Genomic DNA, 19,701 nt, shown 5'->3' on the forward strand with positions numbered 1-19,701 from the left:
AAAAATGAATACATTAATAGCTATAACAGGATTAGGTGTTTTATGCCTTTTATTTGAAATTTTCAATTTAAGAAAAGGGATTATTCCTTTTACGATTGTTGGATTGTTGGCTTCACTTGCCTTGACGATTAACGATTACGGAACAACTGCAAGTTTCTATAACAATATGGTGGTTGTGAATAATTTCTCGGTTACTTTTTCGAGTTTGTTTATCGTGTTGACCATCTTTTTGGTTGCCTTGAGTCATAACTTCTATGACAACGAAGTTGCTACTAAAATATCCGACTTTATTGGCATCAAGATTTTTATGCTTTCTGGAGCGGTAGCAATGGTTTCTTTCGGAAATCTGGCGATGTTCTTTTTAGGAATTGAAATCTTATCGATTGCGTTGTATATTTTATGTGCCAGTAACCGTTTGAATTTAAAGAGCAATGAATCCGGAATGAAATACTTCCTGATGGGAGCTTTTGCATCGGGTTTTATTCTTTTTGGAATTTGCTTGGTTTACGGAGCAATGGGAAGTTTCGACGTTGTTGAAATCAGCGAATTATCCCGTTCAGCAGAATTACCCGATTGGTTCTTTATCGGAATTATAATGCTGACGATTGGTATGCTTTTCAAGATTGCTGTAGTTCCTTTTCACTTTTGGGCTCCAGACGTTTATGAAGGTGCTCCTGCCCTAACCACTGCAACAATGAGTACGTTGGCAAAGGTTGTGGCAATGGCTACTTTATTTAAGCTTTTAAGCGTTTTAAATGCTGACATTTCAGAATCGTTCCAGATTGTTATTGTGGTGCTTTCTATTGCTTCGATGACAGTTGGAAACATTATGGCGTTGCGTCAAGTGAATGTAAAAAGAATGCTTGCCTTTTCGGGTATTTCGCATGCAGGTTTTATGTTGATGACCTTATTGACTTTAAGCACTTCGGCTTCTACCTTATTGTATTATGCTGCCGCTTATTCTATTTCGGGTATTGCTGCATTTGCTGTGATTTTATATGTATGTAAAAACAGAGATAACGAGGATATTACGAACTTTCACGGTCTTGGAAAAACGAATCCTTTATTAGCGGCTGTGTTGACCGGAGCCTTGCTATCGATGGGTGGTATTCCTATTTTTTCTGGTTTCTTTGCTAAATTATTCTTGTTCAATCAAACAATTGAAGCGGGTTATATTGTTTTGGTAATTGTTGCTGTAGTGAATTCTATCATCAGTATTGGCTATTACTTCAAATTGATTTTGGCGATGTACGGGAAAGAACCAAACGAGAAAAAAAAGGGTACTCCAATCCTTTATTACTCCGTTGCAGTAGTTGCTATCGTGATTAATATTATAATTGGTCTTTTCCCTTCTTTGGTTTTAGACTTGATGTAGAAACATTTTTTACCTTATTAAACAATAGCCATTCGAAAGAGTGGCTTTTTTTTGGCTTATTATCGATAAAGGATTTTCGGAACATCGGTAAACTCTTTAGGTGCATTGGGAAGTTCTTTCGGTGCATCGGAAACTCCATCGGTGCATTGGGAAGCTCTTTCGGTGCATTGGGAAACTCTTTCGGTGTATTGGAAATAGGTTTTTATACAGAAAAAATCCCAACTGCTTTATTGCAATTGGGATTTTTTATTTGTTATTGATTCTTTAATCAAGCTTAATTCACGATGAGCTTTTTTGTCTGTTTGAAATTATTTTCGGTGGTAATTTCAACCATATAAACGCCTTTTACTAATGATCCAACATTCAGAGTTGATTGTTTTGAAGAAAGGTCTTTTGTGGAAAGAATTATTTTACCCAACACATCATACAAATTGATTTCCTTCAAATTTTCAGTTGTGTTTTGGGTATTGATGTACACCATTCCGTTTGAAGGATTCGGATACATTAAGAGGTTTCCAGACGAGAATTCTGGTGTTGACAACTGCTCCTCGAAAGTAGAATTAAAAGTATTGGTGATGATAGGCGGATTGTTATCAAAATAAATTTCGGCCGAATTAGGGATGATATCACCTGCTTCGAAGCCTGGTTTTAACTTAATTTTGAACGTCACATAACCGCTACTAGAATCCGAATTTTCTAAATAACTTGGCAAGTAAACATAGTCAAAGTTCCAAGTCACCTCATTTCCTATTCTTTTCATTGTGAAGGAGTGGCTTGCACTTACCGTCTGTATACTTTCTTCATCTAATTGAGCATCCAAAACATCTTCTATACGAATATTGTTCACACTTATGGTGGCTTTATTTTGGAAGTAAATGGTATAATATAAATACGATTCCTCTGTAAATGTTGTGATGTCCAAAAGACTTCCGTGCGATTCTGTTTTATGAATAAAAGACTCTTCACTGACAAGTCCTTGCGAAATTTGAAATGAATTATTACTTGAATCGATATCACCGGAAGAGGAAGAAATGGAGATATTACTTGACAAAGGAGTGCTTTCAATCATTTGTCTTCCAGCGGGAACATTCATTTGAATAATGAAAGAACGGGTTTCAAATGGAGTAAGATTTTCAAAATTATAGGTAAAACCAGTTGGCGTTAGCACCACCCCACTTTCGGCTGTAGAAACGGTTACCGATACATCTTTAGTATAATTTATTATTCCAGATGCAGCGATATTTCCCATATTCTGATAGACTACTTTATTCGCATAACTCGAGCCTGCAACGGGTTGTCCGAGAGGAATGATCGAAACCGATAAATCAGTAAAAGCTTCAATTTGAGTAATAGGAAAATACAAAGTTTGAGTGCCACTACCTTCAGGAATTGTAATATTATCAAATGAAGTCGTACCTGAATAATAGGGGGTGAATTCAGATTGGATATTATAGGTAATATCATAAGAATCTAAAGGATTCACACCAAAAATAGTGTGCAAGCCATTTGAAGAAGAAACTTCAATGCTATCTACAGCATCATTAATTTGGTATGCAAAAGAACCATTGGTAAAATTAATTTCTGAGTCTTCTTTAATCCCGTTATTATTGTCATCAATAAAAGCAACCAATTCTATTCGATCTAAACATTGTGATTGTCCTGAGGTAAAACTGCCGGCTTGAATAAATACCGCTGAATCATAAGTAATAAATCCTCGGTCAGCAATCACAAGTTTAATATGATAGGGATTATTTGGCACTATTGAGGCAGAGGCTGTCATTAAAGCAGTATGCCCAATAAAATTAATAGGAGAAAACAAACCTTCGTTTAGACCTCCATATAAAGAACCAAAAAATCCTTCATTGGTTGAGGGACATGATGTATTATATTGCATATCTCTAATTGTATTGACCGATATAGGAAACTGAGTACCAGGCACGACCGCTAAATTGGTTATGGTTCCAGTAGTTAAATCTGTTAGCAAAAATGCAAATGCATCTCCTGGTATGCATTGGTAAACACCATAGTCTTCAGAAGCAAACAAAAAGTTGAAACTCATAAAGTCATTTTGAGTTGTAAAATCGAATTCTAATTTGGTTGCATTTTTTGAAACTATTGGCGTTCCAGTTGCCTCTAATATGGTCGCATTTAAATCTTCATCACCAGCATTAGCCCATGCAGATGAATTTCCTTCGCTGGATATGGATGGATTTGGTCCTCCAGCATTTGCGGCATTTCCTGTAGACAGTATAATTCCTGAACTTATTGGAAAAAGTGGGTTGTTATTTGTAAAATAACCAATACCATTGACCGATCCAAAATTTGTCCCGGTACTTGATGTAATGTTGGACACCGCTATACATGGATCAGTAATCAAAATATCCGATATTAATTCTTGGGATGTAAATTGAGTTGTATTGGCAATTAATGGTTCATCTTGATTTGTAATAATAAGTTTATATGTGGCATTTGTAGGATTGGAACCTGCTGACCAAATTCTAATTTTATACGCTTGACCAATAATCAAATCGTTTAGAGTATTTACTCCAACAGTACTACAAAAAACTTGTGTCAAATTATCGCAATCACCGGTGTAAACAGCGAAATTTATTAAAATTGCAAAACTACTGGACCAGTCGAAATTAATAGTATGTCGAGTTGCAGTAGCTATAAACTCATACCATACATCATCATCGGCTTCTGGAACACAATTATTTTCTTCGCTCGATTGAGTAGCTCCTTTTACACTTGCATTAATTGCATTCAGATCTGAAATTGTACTTGTGGGAACCAAAATGGCATTTGAACATTCGTCGTTTACCGCTAATGCATTGGTTGAAACAGCAATCGTAAAGCTAGCAAACATATTTACGCCTTGACTTTCAGTGTATACTCTAATTTTATAGCTTTGACCAATAGTTAACGTATTTAGGGGGACTGAATTATTTCCACATCTCTTGAGAAACATACTAGCACAATCCGCACCTTCATAAACTGCAAGTTTTAAATTATTGGCTATTGGATTAACATTTGACAATGTTATGGTATGAAACTTCGAGGTTGCCACAAAGCTAAACCAAACATCATCATCGGCCGAATCGTTACAAGTGTTTGGAACGTCTGAATTTGTAGCGCCAAAAGTGGATGAATTAACGAAATACTCGGTTTGATTGACAGCATTGACTTGAAGTGATATTGCATTTGCACATTCGTCATGTTCCGGTTGAGGAATCGTTGTAATACATACTTTGACTTGTCCTGAAACGGGTGCTAGGTAATTTTCTGTATTTAATCTTATTTTATATTCATTTCCAATTATCAGATTATTATAATATCCTTTTAATCCTTGAACATAAGAGTAGCCGATACCTTGATTCGTATCACAAGCATCATTATTATAAAGTACAAAATTAGGCCCTGAAAATACACCGTCTAGATCTTCAAATTGTATCGTATGTGTTTTTGAAGTGGCAACAAAATGGTACCACGTAGCATCACTTGGCAGCATAGTTCCATTTAAATTCCAAGTTCCAGCTTGTGTGTTAGTTATTATAAATTCATCACAGGACGTTGTAGGATTAACAGGCACTTCAATTGAATTTAAGCATCCTACATTAGTCACTGGTTGATGTGTTCTTATAGAAAGGTCAAACACTGCCGACAAATCTTCAGCAGACGATTTTACTCTAATAACATAAGCATTCCCTACAATGAAATTACTATATACTGTCCCAAATGTAGAATTCATACCTTCGAAAGGATAGAGCAAAGTGGAATTAGCACAATTTGAGTTTTCCTGTAAAATTTCAAATTGAATAGTATTGATTATATTGTCAAAATAAATTAAATGCTGTGTTGAAGTTGCTATAAATCGATAATACACATCTCGATCCGTACTGTCCATATTTGATGGAGTGGCCCCTGCTGTTGAACCTGCTACAAAGAAGTTTTTTTGTAAATCTGGATTTGCAAGAACCGTAATTACATTTTCGCAGTCATCATTTAAAGGAGCTTCAAGGGAATTGATAATGATTTTGAAAGAAGATTGAGAAAGACTTTGGATAGTATTCTTAATCAATTTAATTGTGTATGTTGTTCCAACTGTAAGATTTTCTAAAACGCCATTGGAAATGCAAGCAACAGGAATTAAACTGCTACAATTTTCACCTGTAAACAATGAAAATGTTTTAAAAATTTGATTGTTATCCAAATCAAAAAAACGTACACTATGAGTTGGACTTAAGGCTGTAAAATGATACCAAGTATCTTTCTCGTTATAACAATTGCCAGTATTTGCAGAATTAGTAGCTCCTAAATCAGTGGTGTTTAAAAACAAGTCAGTAGTCATATCTGGATTTACCGGAATATTTATGGCATTGCTACATTCATCATTTATCAGAGGATCTGTAGTAAAAATGGCAAAGTCAAACGCAAAAGTAACCACTTGGATAGAAGAATAAACACGTACTTTGTAGGCTTGTCCCACCACTAGATTATTTACCATACTTTCTTCTCCATATCCACAGACAACAGGTGTTAAAGTACCACAATCAGATCCCGAAAAAACTTGATAGCTCAATTGATTTGAGGGCTGAAAATAAACCACATTATAAAATTTGAAAAAGTGCATTGTAGAAGTAGCTACAAAACTATACCAAATATCATTTTGATTTGCAACACAGCTTCCAGAAGTGGCTGAATAAGTAGCTCCAACGGTAGTGCCCGAAACGAAAGAAACAATTTCTGAAGTGGGATTTATAGCAACATTAATGGCATTTTCACATTCATCATTAATTGGGGGGTTAGTGAGGTTTGTTTCAACTACGACTAACGGATTGTCTTTTGCATTTCCTATTTGCAAACCAATGCATAAAAGCAAAATAAAAAAAAGTAATTGTTTTTTCATAAAAATTTTTAAGGGAGCTTTAATTCGCCAAATATAAGCTGTATAGTAGATATTAGTTTAAAATAGTAAGATTTTTTTTAAACAAAAACCGACTATTTGTAATAATCGGTTTTTTGGAAATTGCATATTTTTTTTAATTCACCACTAATTTTTTTGTCTGCTTGAAATTATTTTCTGTCGTAATTTCTATCATATAAACTCCTTTTGACAATGGAGCAACATTTAAACTTGCTTGTCTTGATGATAGGTTTTTCGAAGAAAGAATCAGTTTCCCCAACACATCATACAAATTAATTCCCTTCAGATTTTCGGTTGTATTTTGGGTATTGATATAAACCAATCCGTTTGAAGGATTGGGATAGACCAGCAAATCAGCAACAGTAAATTGTCGTGTTTTTAAAGTTTGTGTAAACTCTGTATTGAACGTATTAGTAATAATCGCCGGATTATAATCAAAATAAATTTCGGCTGTATTTGGAATAATATCCCCAATCACGAAGCCTGGTTTTGGTTTTATTTTAAATTGAACAAAACCATTACTACCAACTTCATCATTCATTTCTGGAGGAAGATTGATGGCATCAAATTTCCAAACCAAATTTGCATCAGTCCTTGTGAAGGTATATTCATGGCTTGCGTTAATCATTCGTAAAGTGGTTTCGTCTAATTGTGGATCTAAATAATCAACAAGTCGAACAAACTGTGCATTGGCAGTTCCTGTATTTTGAAAACGGATGGTATAAAACAGGTAATCATTTTCATCAAATGTATCAAATTCAATTTTTCCACCATGTGCTTCTAATTTATCGTTTGGATCATAAGAACCTACAACAATTTGATTTAGCTCGAATGAATTATTGTCTGGCTCAATGTCGCTAGAATTTATAGATTGAACTGTGTTTGAAACTACTTGACCTAAACTAATCGTTGGTATCGTGACTACTGTTAAATCTACTACTATTGACCTACTTTCATTCGGCTGAAGATCGGTGTAGGTATAAGTAAATCCATTTGGCGTTAATGTTGTTCCTTCTTGTGAAATATTGGAAAGCGTTAAAGCCGTATCATGACTAAATTCCAGTGTTCCCGAAGCAGCTGTAACGCCATTATTTTTATAATTTATGATATTGCCATACGTAAATCCTGGAACTGGTCCTTCAATCGGAACTATAGAAACTTCAACATCTGTATAAGGTTGGATATTGGCAATTGGAAAATAATAGATATTCGTGCTTTCACTATCATAGACAACATTTCCAAATGCAGTGTCAGTGCTAAAATATTCTTGCAGTTCAGGAAAGACAACGAAGCTTAGGATATAGCTATCACTCAAATTTTCGGGGAAAATATAAAAATTACCATTTGAAGTTTGGCTTGCAATCTCTACTTCCGAATCATTGACGATATAATTGAATGTTCCTCTATTGTAATTTATTTCATTTGGATCTTTTATGCCATTATTGTTTTCATCAACAAAAGCTACTAATTGAATACTCTGACATTGATTCGTAAAAGAAAAGCTCCCTCCTTCAATAAAAACCGCCGAATCAAATTGGAAGTCTTGATAATCGCCAACAGCAAATTTCAACGAATACTCTTTGTTAGGGATTAATGTAGCCGATGCTGTCATTGAAACAGTTTGTCCGATAAAATTGATGTGACTATCAGGATTATCTACGTTATAACTTCCAAAATATTCCTGATTTACAGCACTACAATTCGTATTGTAAAGTGAATTTCTAATAGTTGTAGTTGAAACTGGCGTTGATGTACCTGGAACTATTGCTAGATTTTGTTTTAAACCCGTTTCCAAATCTGTTAGGATAAACCCAAAAACATCAGAATAGGCACATTGGTACAATCCATATTCATTTGATGCAAAAAGAAAATTAAAACTCAATTGATTGCTTAAAGCCGTAAAATTAAATTTGATGGACGAAACATCATTTACAGTTCCTGGTTGTCCAGATGCGGCAATGATAGCATTTAACTCTGCATCACCCTGCTCTGAACAGATAGAAGAATTATTGTTTCCCGTGTAAGTCCCTGCAGATAAATGAACCTGTCCCGAACGAATAACCAAACCTTTTTCAAAAGGAAAACTACCTTCGTTATTATCGAAAGCTCCAATGCCACAAATTCCCTGGGTGATAATGTTACTGACATTAACACAGCCATTGTTGAGCAAAACATCAGTAACAAGCTCCGTTGGAGTAAAATTTGTATCAACCGAAACCATCGTTCCGCAACTTGCTGTTTGAAAAACAAAAGGCCCCGTCCAATCTGATTCTTGCATATTACAAGTAGCTCTTAAATAAAAAGTTATGGTTGAATTACAAGGAAGATTTGTTAATGTATAGGGATTTGTATTTGTAATTATTCCTAATGTGTTTGGAGTTGGAGGCTGACTATCTGCTTGAACCAAAAAAATTTCCCAAAGCGTTTGATTTGGATTGGATTGCCAACTAATTTGTGCAGAAGTACTGGTGATATTGGACACTTCTTGATTTGAAGGATTTAAACATTGACCAAACCCACTGATCACACTAAAAAGAAGAAAAAAATGAAGTAAAGTTTTTTTCATAAAATAGATATTTTCGTCAAATATAATTGATTTTCAAATACCTACAAGTCCAAATCGAACTAAATCGAATTTGCCACAATAAACCCGCTTGTCCAAGCATTCTGAAAGTTGAAACCTCCCGTGATGGCATCAATGTTTACAATCTCTCCAGCAAAAAACAAGTTCTCATGGATTTTGCTTTCCATTGTTTTGAAATTGATTTCCTTTAAATCGATTCCGCCAGCGGTTACAAATTCCTCTTTGAAGGTGCTTTTTCCGTTCACTTGGAATTGTCCGTTTGTAAGTTGATTGGATAAATTTTGCAATTGATTTTTAGACAAATCGGCCCATTTTGTTTCTTCTTGAATTCCTGAAGCCAAAACCAAACTTTCCCAAAGACGATTCGGGAATTCAAAAGGCGATTTCTTCGAAACGGTTTTCTTAGAATGTTCTTGTTTTAAATCCTTCAGAATTTTTTCAGCATCTTCTGAATCGACATCATTCAGCCAGTTTACAAAAATGGTAAATTGATAATTTTTTTCGAATAAAATTCTGGCTCCCCAAGCCGATAATTTCAAAATGGCAGGTCCGCTCATTCCCCAATGCGTCACCAACAAAGGTCCGGTTGAAGTTAGTTTCGTGTCTTTTACTTTTACAGAAACTTGTGCAGAAACGCCAGGCAATTCTTTTATTCGAGAATCTTTGATATTGAAAGTAAATAATGACGGAACCGGACTCACAATTGTATGCCCGAAATCTTGAATCATTTCCCACATTTTCGGGTTGCTTCCAGTTGCCAAAACCAACTTTTCACAATTATATTGTTCGTTTTGGGTTTCAATTTTCCAGAAATTTCCATCGGGAGTTTCCGATTTATAAATCGATTGAACGCTTTGTCCTGTCAAGACTTGAATTCCCAGTTTTTTTGTAGCCGATGTAAAACAATCGATGATGGTTTGGGAGGAATTCGAAACAGGAAACATTCGTCCGTCTTCTTCAATTTTTAATTCCACACCGTGTTTTTCGAACCATTCGATTGTGTCACCCGAACAGAATTGATGAAAAGGACCACGGAGTTCTTTTTCGCCTCGAGGGTAAAATTTCACCAACTCGTTTGGCTCGAAACAAGCGTGCGTGACATTGCATCTTCCACCTCCAGAAATTCTGACTTTTGTCAAGACTTCCTTACCTCGTTCCAAAATCGCAATTTTTAGTTTTGGATTCTTTTCTGCAATATTTATTGCTGTAAAAAAACCTCCGGCTCCTCCGCCAACGATGATTATGTCGAAATTCTGGCTCATATTCTTTCTGGGAAATCGGTGATGATTCCGTTTACTTCATACGTTTTTATTCGTTCGATATCTTCCGTTTCATTGATGGTCCAAGTATAAACCTTGAAACCTTCATCTTGTGCTTTTTTGACATTTTCTTCGGTCAAAAGACTGAAATGTGGATGTATGGCTTTCGCCGAAAAAGTACTCGCCCATTCCAATGCCTGATTGACACTTGCCTGAGTCAGGATTCCGAGATGAATGTTTGGGTTTATCGTGAACATCATTTCTAATTCTTCTCGTTGGAAACTTGAAACGATAAAATCATTATAGGAATATTCTTTTTCAAGAATGTGTTTTTCTATCAGATGTGAAACTGGTTTTGCGGTATGTCGTCCTTTTAATTCGATGTTGATGAAACATTTTTTTCCGACCAAATCAAGAACTTCTTCCAACGTTGGGACTTCAATTTCATCATTTATTCGTAATGTTTTTAGTTCTGAAAGTGATAATTCTGAAACAGCACCCGAACCATTCGTAGTTCTATCAACGGTGAAATCATGGATGACAATTAATTCTCCTGTTTTGCAAATGTGCACATCAAGTTCAATTCCGTCAACATTGAAATCCAATGCTTTTTGGAAGGAAGGAAGAGTATTTTCGGGTTCGTGACCTTTGGCTCCTCGGTGTCCGATGTTTAGTGTTTTTTTCAAGGGAAGATTTTTTGCAAAAGTAATGTTTTTATTTTTTTGCCACGGATTATATGATTTGCACGGATTGTATAATTTGCACGGATTTTTCGACAAAGGTGGCCAAAAAGATTAAAAGAAGCCTGAAGATTGTTTTTCTAACCCTGACTGGAGGGAAAATCCTTTTATTTTTTTTCTTTAAAAAAATAAAAGATTTGGAAGGAAAGGCAGGAACATGGATTAAAGAATACCTTTTGTTTTGTTTCAAAAAAAAACAATTTGCTTATTTCAAAGAGATTCCTCCTTCGTCGGAATGACAAAAAACGGCAAAATAAAAAGCACAAACCGGGAAGATTTGTGCTTTTTATTTTTACACCATTAAGGTATTAAGTTTCATTAAGTTCAATCTTAACTTTTCTTAATTTCTTAATGGTTCAAATGTTTTTCTAGTTCAATTCCAAAACTAAAACCGATTTTCCCTCCAAAGAAATTTCATTTGAAACCTCAACGGTTTTTCCTGAAAGTACATCTTTTCCTAATTTGAAATTTTTGATGCTTTCCTGAAAACGATTGGTTTTGATGGTTTTCGCTTCCGCAGAATTGTTCATCACGACCATCACGGTTTCTTTTTCGTCGTATCTGAAATAGACATAAACATTTTCTTGCGGAATGTAATGCATCATCTTCCCGAAGTGAACGACCGATTTATTTTTTCTCCATTGGAATAATTTTGACGTCACATCAAAGAATTTATTCTGCTCTTCGGTTCTACCCAATTTTGTGAAAGCATTATTTTTGTCGCCTTCCCAGCCTCCAGGAAAATCCTGACGGATATCGGCATCGCCTTTTCCTTTGTCACCCGCCATTCCGATTTCTGAACCATAATACAACTGCGGAATTCCACGAACAGTAGCCAACAAAGTCATTGCCATCGTATATTTCTTGATGTCGTTTTTATAGTTTTGGTTGAAACGTCCTGTGTCGTGGTTTTCTGCAAAAATTAGAAGATTGTTGACATTTGGATAAAGGAAATCGTTCGTGAAATTATCGTACACCTTAATCATCCCGTCGTTCCAACCGTCTTTGTCTTCGTTGAAAACATTTCCGAAAGCATCGTGCAAAGTGAAATCCATCACACTCGGACAATAGGAATTATAACTTTGGATTTCAGCGATTTTGCTGTCTTTTTGCCAGTAGGACATTTGGGCTTGGTCGTGCATCCAAACTTCTCCAACGATGTTGAAATGTGGATATTCATCCGTGATCGCTTTTGTCCATTTTGCGATTCCAACTTTGTCGTTATACGAATAAGTATCGACTCTGAAACCATCCAAATCTGCATATTCGATCCACCAGATTGCGTTTTGAGTGATGTAATTCAACACCAATGGATTCGATTGATTCAAATCAGGCATTGACGGAACGAACCAACCGTCCATGCAATTTTTAGCATCGATTGCAGAAGCGTTCGGGTCGAATTGAGTCGTCATTCGGTAATTGGATTGTGAATATCCTGGAAATTGGTGTACCCAATCATACGTTGGTAAATCTTTATACATCCAATGTTCGGCACCCCAATGATTGGTTACATAATCTTTGATTAATTTCATTCCTCGTTTTTTCAGTTCAGATGAAAGTTTCAAATATTCTTCGTTGGTTCCGTAACGTGGGTCAATCTTATAAACATCCGATTGTCCGTAACCATGATAGGAATAACCCTTGTCGTTGTCCTCACAAAGTGGTGTGCTCCAAAGTGCCGTAACGCCAAGTTCAGAAAGATAATCTAGGTTTTTAATAATTCCTTCGATATCTCCACCATGACGACCTCCAGGTAAACTTCTGTTGGCTTTTTCGGTTGTAGCGGAGTTGCTGTCGTTGTTTGGATTCCCATTTGCAAAACGGTCGGGCATAATCAAGTACATCATATCCGATGAGTCGTAACTTTTACGTTCTGCGGAATTGGCACGTCTTTGTTTTAGGGAATAATTCTTTGTAAACGCTACCTTGTTTTTGTTCTTGAAAGAGAAAACAAAATCAGAAGCAGGGAGATTTTTCGTGTCGATGGTAATGAAAATGTAGTTAGGATTTTCGGTTTTGACTACGTTTTTTATCACGACATTATTGGAAACCGATGCTTCATATTGTGCGATATTTTTTCCGTAGAACATGATTTGTAGTTCAGGATTATGCATTCCAGCATACCAGAAAGGGGGTTCTACTTTATCGATTTGGGCGAAAGCTGAAAGGGATAGAAATAAAAGTAGGATTGTTTTTTTCATTGTTGTTGTTTTTGAACCATTTTAAAGAATTTTTGAACCATTAAGAGATTAAGTTTCATTAAGCTCTGTCTTAACTTTTCTTAATACCTTAATGGTTTAAATTTTAATACAGCCGTGAAAAATATTCATTGACAAAAGGCTTCATTGATTTGGTAATATTTGTTGTATTGAAATTAATTAAAAGACCTTGCGGTTTTCTGAGCAATTTCATATAAGTCAATAGTTGTGCTTCGTGAATTGGTAAAATATTTTCTACCGTTTTCAATTCTACAACTACGCAATCGTTAACAAGTAAATCAATTTTCATATCGGTTTCAAATTCAATATCTTCATAATTTACTTTCACAATCAATTGTTGTTTTACATCGTAGCCATTAGATTCTAATTCATACTTTAAACAGCGTTCGTAAACACTCTCTAAAAGACCCGGACCTAAAATTTTATGAACTCGAATTGCTAATCCCGTTATTTCATACGACAATTGCGTTACTTCTTTTTGGGTCATAATTTTTCTTGTTTTGAACCATTAAGAAATTAAGTTTCATTAAGTATTGCCTTAATTTTTCTTAATCCCTTAATGGTTTAATTTTGGTGTATAATGTTGAATTTTCTTAAACTGTAACCAAAGTATTCGGCTCGACCAAAACAGCTTTTCCGTTCACAAAAACAGTAAGCTCTTTCGTGCCTTCCAGATTAAAATGGGTTTCATTTGCTTTTACCGAAACTTGCAGAATTTGATTTCTAAAATTGATTTTAAACGAATAACCCGTCCATTGTTCTGGGATTCTTGGTTCGAAATGCAAGGCATCATCTTTGACACGCATTCCACCAAAACCTTCCACAATACTCATCCAAGTTCCCGCCATCGAGGTAATGTGCAGACCTTCTTCAACTTCTTTGTTGTAATCGTCCAAATCCAATCGGGAAGTTCTCAAATAGAAGGTGTAGGCCTGTTCCATTCTGCCCAAAACCGAAGCTTGAATCGAGTGAACACAAGGCGAAAGCGATGATTCGTGAACAGTAAAGGGTTCGTAGAAATCAAAATGTTTCTCCAATTGTTCTTTTGAAAAATGATCTTCGAAGAAATAAAATCCTTGTAAAACATCAGCCTGCTTGATGTAGGGCGAACGAAGAATTCTGTCCCACGACCATTTTTGGTTGATTGGTCGTTGGCTTTTATCCAAATCATGCACTTTCACCAATTCCTTGTCCAAGAAGCCGTCCTGTTGCAAATAAACATCGTGTTCTTCTGAAAAAGGAAGGTACATTTTGTCGGCCACTTTCTTCCATTGTGCCAATTCGCCTTTGTCCAAATTGACTTCAGACATGATTCTTGAATGGTCGGAAGCATATTCTTTTTCTACTTTTTCAATTTGCTCTAAAGTGTAATCGATACACCATTTCGCCAAATAATTTGTGTAGAAATTGTTGTTTACATTGTTTTCATATTCGTTCGGACCTGTAACGCCAAGAATTACAAATTGGTCTTTATTGGTAGAATAAGTCGCTCTTTGGTGCCAAAAACGGGCAATCCCGATTAAGACTTCCAAACCTTTTTCTGGAATGTAGCTGTAATCGCCGGTGAATCTGAAATAGTTGAAAATCGCGAAAGCAATCGCACCATTTCTGTGGATTTCCTCAAAGGTAATCTCCCATTCGTTGTGGCATTCTTCACCGTTCATCGTCACCATCGGATACAAAGCAGCACCATTTGTAAAACCTAATTTACCGGCGTTTTCTATAGCTTTTTCAAGATGATTGTATCTGTAAGTCAACAAATTTCTCGCAACTTGCTGGTCTTTTGTCGCCATATAAAACGGAATGCAATAGGCTTCGGTATCCCAATAAGTAGAACCGCCATATTTTTCTCCTGTGAAACCTTTTGGACCAATATTCAAGCGAGAATCTTTGCCCAAATAAGTCTGGTTTAATTGAAAGATATTGAAACGAATTCCTTGTTGCGCTTTCACGTCGCCATCGATGGTAATGTCTGACATTTCCCAGATTTTCGACCAAGCTTGTTTTTGATTTTCCAATAGAGTTGTATAACCTATTTTCAAACCTTCGGCAATTACGTTTTGAGCAGCAGTTTGGGTATTTTCATGATTTAAAGAAACCGTGTAACCTCCAAATTTTTGAAAGGAAACTGTTTCTGTAATTCCCACCCTTGTTTCATAAGAAAACTGAATTTTATCTGAAGTCATCTGAACTTCTGATGGATTTTGCTTTTCTGCAACTCCATTCAACAAAATCGCATTTTGCATAAAAGTCGTTGCCGTAAAATGTGTCTTGAATGTTCTTGTCGTAACAAAAGCCTCATTTTCTGAATATTTTACATCAAGTGGTTCCCAGAATTTTTCTTCCCAGTTGGCATCTTCATTATGAACACCAGCATCAACATATGGTTTAAAAACCATGTTTGCATCTGCATTTAAAGGTGTGATTTCATAATTAATAACACCTAATTCGTCATTATCCAACGAAAGAAAACGGGTAATTTTAGCTGAAATTTCAATTCCGTTTTGCAAAACAGCTTCAAAAGATCGGTAATAAACACCTTCTTTCATGTTCAACTCACGCTTGAAATTGGAAACCGATTTGCATTTGGCCAAATCAAAATTTTCTCCATTGATTTCAATTTCAATTCCAATCCAATTTGGAGCATTTAGAACTTTTGCAAAATATTCCGGATAGCCATTTTTCCACCAGCCTACTTTTGTTTTATCAGGATAATAAATTCCGGCGATGTAGCTTCCTTGAAAGGTTTCGCCTGAATAATTTTCTTCAAAATTGGCACGTTGTCCCATGGCTCCGTTTCCGATGCTGAACAAGCTTTCGGACGATTTTACTCTTTCGGCATCAAATCCTTCTTCTATGACGGACCAATTATTTGGTATGATATAGTCTTGATTCATTGTGTTTTTTGTTTAAAGTTTAATGTTTAAAGTGGAAGGTTGCATAACTTGAAACCTTAAGCTTTAAACCTTTAACAGTGATTTATTTGATTAATGATTCGATGAATTGTTCTTCAATATGTGTGAAATCAGGAAAGATAAATTTTGCTTCGTGCAAAACTTTTACTTCTCCAATTCCGACGCTTGTCATACTGGCAATGTTTGCCGCTTGAACTCCTGCTACAGAATCTTCAAAAACAATGGCGTTTTCTGGAGCAACATTTAAAAGCTGAGCTGCTCTTAAAAAAACTTCAGGATCAGGTTTTGCATTTGTAACATCGTTTCCGTCCACAATCGCATCGAAATAGCTGATGATTCCCGTTTTTTCTAAAATTGGCCGTGCATTCTTACTAGCAGAACCTAGAGCAATCAACTGATTGTTTTCTTTTAAAAATTTTAAAACAGGAACAACACCGCTTAAAATTTCGCTTTCGTCCATATCTACTAAATACGACAGATAATCTTCATTTTTTTGAACCAGCCATTTGTCTTTGTGTTCTTGATCGGCTTCAATTTTTCCTAATTCAAGTATGATATCAAGCGATCGAACACGGCTGACACCTTTTAATTCTTCGTTGTGTTCTGGGGTAAATTCGATTCCGAGCTGGTTGGCGATTTTCTGCCACGCCAGATAATGGTATTTTGCGGTGTCTACAATAACTCCGTCAAGGTCGAATATGAATGCTTTTTTATTCATTAATTGTAATTTTTGTTCTTTCGTTAACGCGTAAAGTAAGTAATCCAGCGATTATCATTGAGAATCCACCAATAATTAAGGCGTAAATAGGTTCATCATCAAAAAATTGTTTTACTATAAACCCTAAAATTGTTGCAGCTACAATCTGTGGAATTACTACGAAGAAATTAAAAACACCCATATAGTAACCCATTTTTGCTGCCGGAAGTGATCCTGAAAGCATCGCATAAGGCATTGATAAAATACTTGCCCAAGCGATTCCGACTCCAATCATTGGAAGTAACAAAACACCTTTATCTCCGATAAAATAAATTGAAATTAAACCTATTCCTCCAGCAATTAATGCTAATAAATGTGTCATTCTGATTCCGACTTTTTTAGCAACAACAGGAAGTAAAAATGCTACAGCTGCCGCAACACCGTTATAAACAGTGAATAAAACCGAAACCCAATCGGCTGCATCGTTATACAATTTTGAAGTAGTATCGGTGGTTCCAAAAACATGTCCTGTAACGGCTTGAGTCGTATAAATCCACATTGAAAACAAGGCAAACCAAGAAAAAAATTGAACCAATGCAAGCTTTTTCATCGTTGTTGGCATGTTAAGCAAATCTGTCATGATAATGGTAAAACCATTTTTGACTTTTTTGTTTCGCATTACAGCACTCGAAATAAATAGGATTCCGATGACGATTAAACCGATAAAGAGGATGTAAAGTTCCTTGGTTAGGTTTTCTTCATAAATATATAAAGAAACAAGTGCTCCAATAAAAGTCATAAAAAAACCCAAACCAATTTGCTTGTTGATATTTTTCTTGGTTTCAAAATCCTCTACTTCTACTTTTCCCAACGCTTCTTTTTCTTGTTGTTCAAATGCATGAAGTTCTTCGGGAGAATATTCTTTCGATTTAAAAACGGTCCATAAAACGGCTAGTAAAAAAACTACTCCACCGATGTAAAAAGACCATTTTACAGAATCAGGAATAATTCCAGGTGCGGCAGTATTGCTAACGCCAAAAAGATTGGTAAATAAATAAGGAAGAAGTGAACCTACAACAGCACCCGTTCCAATAAAGAAACTTTGCATCGCAAAACCAAGCGTTCGTTGTTTTGTTGGCAAATTATCGCCCACGAAAGCCCTGAAAGGTTCCATCGAAACGTTGATGGAGGCATCCATAATCCAAAGGGTTCCAGCGGCAATCCAAAGAGTTGGTGAATTTGGCATTATGAACAATGCAATTGAGGAAAGAATTGCACCTATTAAAAAATAAGGCCTTCTTCTTCCTAATCTTGTCCACGTTCTGTCGCTGAAATAACCAATAATTGGTTGAATAACTAAACCTGTAACCGGAGCTGCAATCCATAAAATTGGAATTTCATCGACTTTTGCCCCTAAGGTTTCGAATATTCGGGAAGTATTTGCATTCTGCAGAGCAAAACCAAACTGTATTCCCAAGAAACCGAAACTCATGTTCCAAATTTCCCAGAAACTTAATTTACGCTTTTCCATTATCGTAATGAATTGATTTACGATAAGCGATATTGCTTATCAAAACTTTATTTTGTTTTCGAAGTAAAATTATAAGCTTTGATAATTGCTGTAAATATATAAAAGATTTTAGATTTTAGATTTCAGATTTCAGATTTTTTGCACTTTAACATTTCAAACATTCAAAAAATAATAAATTTAAATATTTGTATGCTAGGTAATTATAAAAAACTACAACGTTGGCGTAGATTCTCTGATCACAAGATGCGTTTCGATGACTTCCGTTTTGTAATGTTCTTCTTCCTCCTCTTCGGATTCTAATCGTTCTATCAACATTTTTGCAGCCTTCCCTCCCATTTTGATTCCGTTCTGGCTTACAGTTGTAATACTTGGAGACGAATATTTGGAGATAATTCCGTCGGTAAAACCAATTATGGCTAAATCTTCAGGGACTTTTATTCCGATACCTTTTGCCGCTTTGATGGCGGTTACTGCAAAAAGTTCGTTTACGGCAAAAACAGCATCAATTTCATTATTTGAAATTAAGCTTTCAATTTGATCCGAACAATTGTCTATGTCTTCAATTTTTAGAATCAAATCCTGATCAACCTTGATGTCATTGGTTTTTAATGCTTTTATATAACCATCGGTTCGAAGTTTCCCGACACTCACATAATCTACAGTTGTAATCAAGGCGATTCTCTTGAAACCTTTGTCTATCAAGGCTTGAACCGCATCGAAGGCAGCTAAATTGTCGTCAATAATTACTTTATCGCACAAAACATCGTTCGTCACGCGATCAAACATGACAACGGGCATTCCTTGATTGATAACTTCCGTTATATGATGGAAATCCTTTTTATGCTGGGTTTCTTTAGACAAGGACATGATGAAACCGTCGATGGTTCCGTTGGCAAGCATCTCCATATTGATCACTTCTTTATCAAAGGATTCATCCGATAAAGTTACAATAACATTATAGCCGTGTTCATTGGCCACATGCTCAATTCCGCTGATTACGGTTGCGAAAAAATGGTGCACAATTTCGGGAATAATAATTCCAATGGTCTTGGTTTTTTTATTCTTTAAGCTTAATGCAATTAAGTTGGGTTTATAATTGTATAATTTGGCAAAAGCCTGCACTTTTTGACGTGTATCTTCACTGATTTCCGGACTGTCTCTTAACGATTTTGAAACCGTTGAAATGGACACATCCAATTCCTTTGCAATTTGCTTTAAAGTTACTTTTCTTCTCATTCTAATTTTCGTTAAATGGTGTTTTCTGAATAAAGATAAATTTATTTTTTATTAATCTGATTTAAATGCCTGAAAATCTACATTTTCATTAAAGTTTTCAACACGAAAACGTTTTCGGTAGGCTGTTTCGCGAAAACGATTTTTTAGTTCCAAATATTTACATAAATTTAACATTCGAAGTAGATTTATAGGCGTTTTTAACTAACAAAACTCAATTTTTA

The 19,701-nt window shown here is 35.6% G+C and carries 11 protein-coding genes; 1 reads left to right on the plus strand and 10 read right to left on the minus strand.

What is annotated here, in order from left to right; all coding sequences use genetic code 11:
- Positions 1–4 precede the first annotated feature (4 nt).
- Positions 5–1,375: an NADH-quinone oxidoreductase subunit N gene (locus J2X31_RS02470; protein ID WP_310024125.1), complete on the plus strand. Its 1,371-nt coding sequence runs from the start codon at positions 5–7 to the stop codon at positions 1,373–1,375.
- A gap of 274 nt (positions 1,376–1,649) precedes the next feature.
- On the opposite strand, the gene J2X31_RS02475 is transcribed toward J2X31_RS02470, so the two are convergent.
- The 10 genes from J2X31_RS02475 to J2X31_RS02520 all read right to left on the minus strand — a co-directional run bounded on the left by J2X31_RS02475 (position 1,650) and on the right by J2X31_RS02520 (position 19,480).
- Positions 1,650–6,281 carry a T9SS type A sorting domain-containing protein gene (locus J2X31_RS02475; protein WP_310024128.1) on the minus strand — a complete coding sequence of 1,544 codons (4,632 nt, stop codon included), beginning with the start codon at positions 6,279–6,281 and terminating at the stop codon, positions 1,650–1,652.
- 133 nt (positions 6,282–6,414) lie between these two features.
- Positions 6,415–8,865 carry a DUF7619 domain-containing protein gene (locus J2X31_RS02480; RefSeq protein ID WP_310024129.1) on the minus strand — a complete coding sequence of 817 codons (2,451 nt, stop codon included), beginning with the start codon at positions 8,863–8,865 and terminating at the stop codon, positions 6,415–6,417.
- A gap of 59 nt (positions 8,866–8,924) precedes the next feature.
- Entirely contained in the window at positions 8,925–10,145 is a 1,221-nt protein-coding gene (locus tag J2X31_RS02485) for a BaiN/RdsA family NAD(P)/FAD-dependent oxidoreductase (RefSeq protein WP_310024131.1), read from the minus strand.
- Positions 10,142–10,828, minus strand: coding sequence for a glycerophosphodiester phosphodiesterase (locus J2X31_RS02490; RefSeq protein WP_310024132.1), 687 nt, complete (start codon positions 10,826–10,828; stop codon positions 10,142–10,144). Before J2X31_RS02490 ends, J2X31_RS02485 begins: the two co-directional genes overlap by 4 nt.
- Before the next feature lie 422 nt (positions 10,829–11,250).
- Positions 11,251–13,083 (minus strand): glycoside hydrolase family 13 protein, encoded by a 1,833-nt coding sequence (locus J2X31_RS02495; protein WP_310024133.1) that lies wholly within the window; start codon positions 13,081–13,083, stop codon positions 11,251–11,253.
- A 103-nt stretch (positions 13,084–13,186) separates the two neighbouring features.
- On the minus strand, positions 13,187–13,588 hold the full coding sequence (locus J2X31_RS02500; protein WP_310024134.1) for a GxxExxY protein: 402 nt from the start codon (positions 13,586–13,588) through the stop codon (positions 13,187–13,189).
- Between the two features lie 106 nt (positions 13,589–13,694).
- Positions 13,695–15,998, minus strand: a complete 2,304-nt coding sequence (mdxK, locus tag J2X31_RS02505; RefSeq protein WP_310024136.1) for a maltose phosphorylase MdxK — start codon at positions 15,996–15,998, stop codon at positions 13,695–13,697.
- A gap of 82 nt (positions 15,999–16,080) precedes the next feature.
- Positions 16,081–16,734 (minus strand): beta-phosphoglucomutase, encoded by a 654-nt coding sequence (pgmB, locus tag J2X31_RS02510; RefSeq protein ID WP_310024137.1) that lies wholly within the window; start codon positions 16,732–16,734, stop codon positions 16,081–16,083.
- Entirely contained in the window at positions 16,727–18,244 is a 1,518-nt protein-coding gene (locus J2X31_RS02515; protein WP_310024140.1) for an MFS transporter, read from the minus strand. Before J2X31_RS02515 ends, pgmB begins: the two co-directional genes overlap by 8 nt.
- Positions 18,245–18,454: 210 nt before the next feature.
- Entirely contained in the window at positions 18,455–19,480 is a 1,026-nt protein-coding gene (locus J2X31_RS02520) for a LacI family DNA-binding transcriptional regulator (protein ID WP_310024142.1), read from the minus strand.
- Positions 19,481–19,701 lie beyond the last annotated feature (221 nt).

The sequence above is a fragment of the Flavobacterium arsenatis genome (assembly GCF_031456785.1).
Lineage (GTDB): Bacteria > Bacteroidota > Bacteroidia > Flavobacteriales > Flavobacteriaceae > Flavobacterium > Flavobacterium arsenatis.

Bases quoted from the DNA above. Each gene is read 5' to 3' on its own strand.
- J2X31_RS02515 (WP_310024140.1), bottom strand. From the start codon at position 18,244: ATGGAAAAGCGTAAATTAAGTTTCTGGGAAATTTGGAACATGAGTTTC.
- J2X31_RS02500 (WP_310024134.1), bottom strand. From the start codon at position 13,588: ATGACCCAAAAAGAAGTAACGCAATTGTCGTATGAAATAACGGGATTA.
- J2X31_RS02495 (WP_310024133.1), bottom strand. From the start codon at position 13,083: ATGAAAAAAACAATCCTACTTTTATTTCTATCCCTTTCAGCTTTCGCC.
- pgmB (WP_310024137.1), bottom strand. From the start codon at position 16,734: ATGAATAAAAAAGCATTCATATTCGACCTTGACGGAGTTATTGTAGAC.
- J2X31_RS02475 (WP_310024128.1), bottom strand. From the start codon at position 6,281: ATGAAAAAACAATTACTTTTTTTTATTTTGCTTTTATGCATTGGTTTG.
- J2X31_RS02520 (WP_310024142.1), bottom strand. From the start codon at position 19,480: ATGAGAAGAAAAGTAACTTTAAAGCAAATTGCAAAGGAATTGGATGTG.
- J2X31_RS02485 (WP_310024131.1), bottom strand. From the start codon at position 10,145: ATGAGCCAGAATTTCGACATAATCATCGTTGGCGGAGGAGCCGGAGGT.
- mdxK (WP_310024136.1), bottom strand. From the start codon at position 15,998: ATGAATCAAGACTATATCATACCAAATAATTGGTCCGTCATAGAAGAA.
- J2X31_RS02480 (WP_310024129.1), bottom strand. From the start codon at position 8,865: ATGAAAAAAACTTTACTTCATTTTTTTCTTCTTTTTAGTGTGATCAGT.
- J2X31_RS02470 (WP_310024125.1), top strand. From the start codon at position 5: ATGAATACATTAATAGCTATAACAGGATTAGGTGTTTTATGCCTTTTA.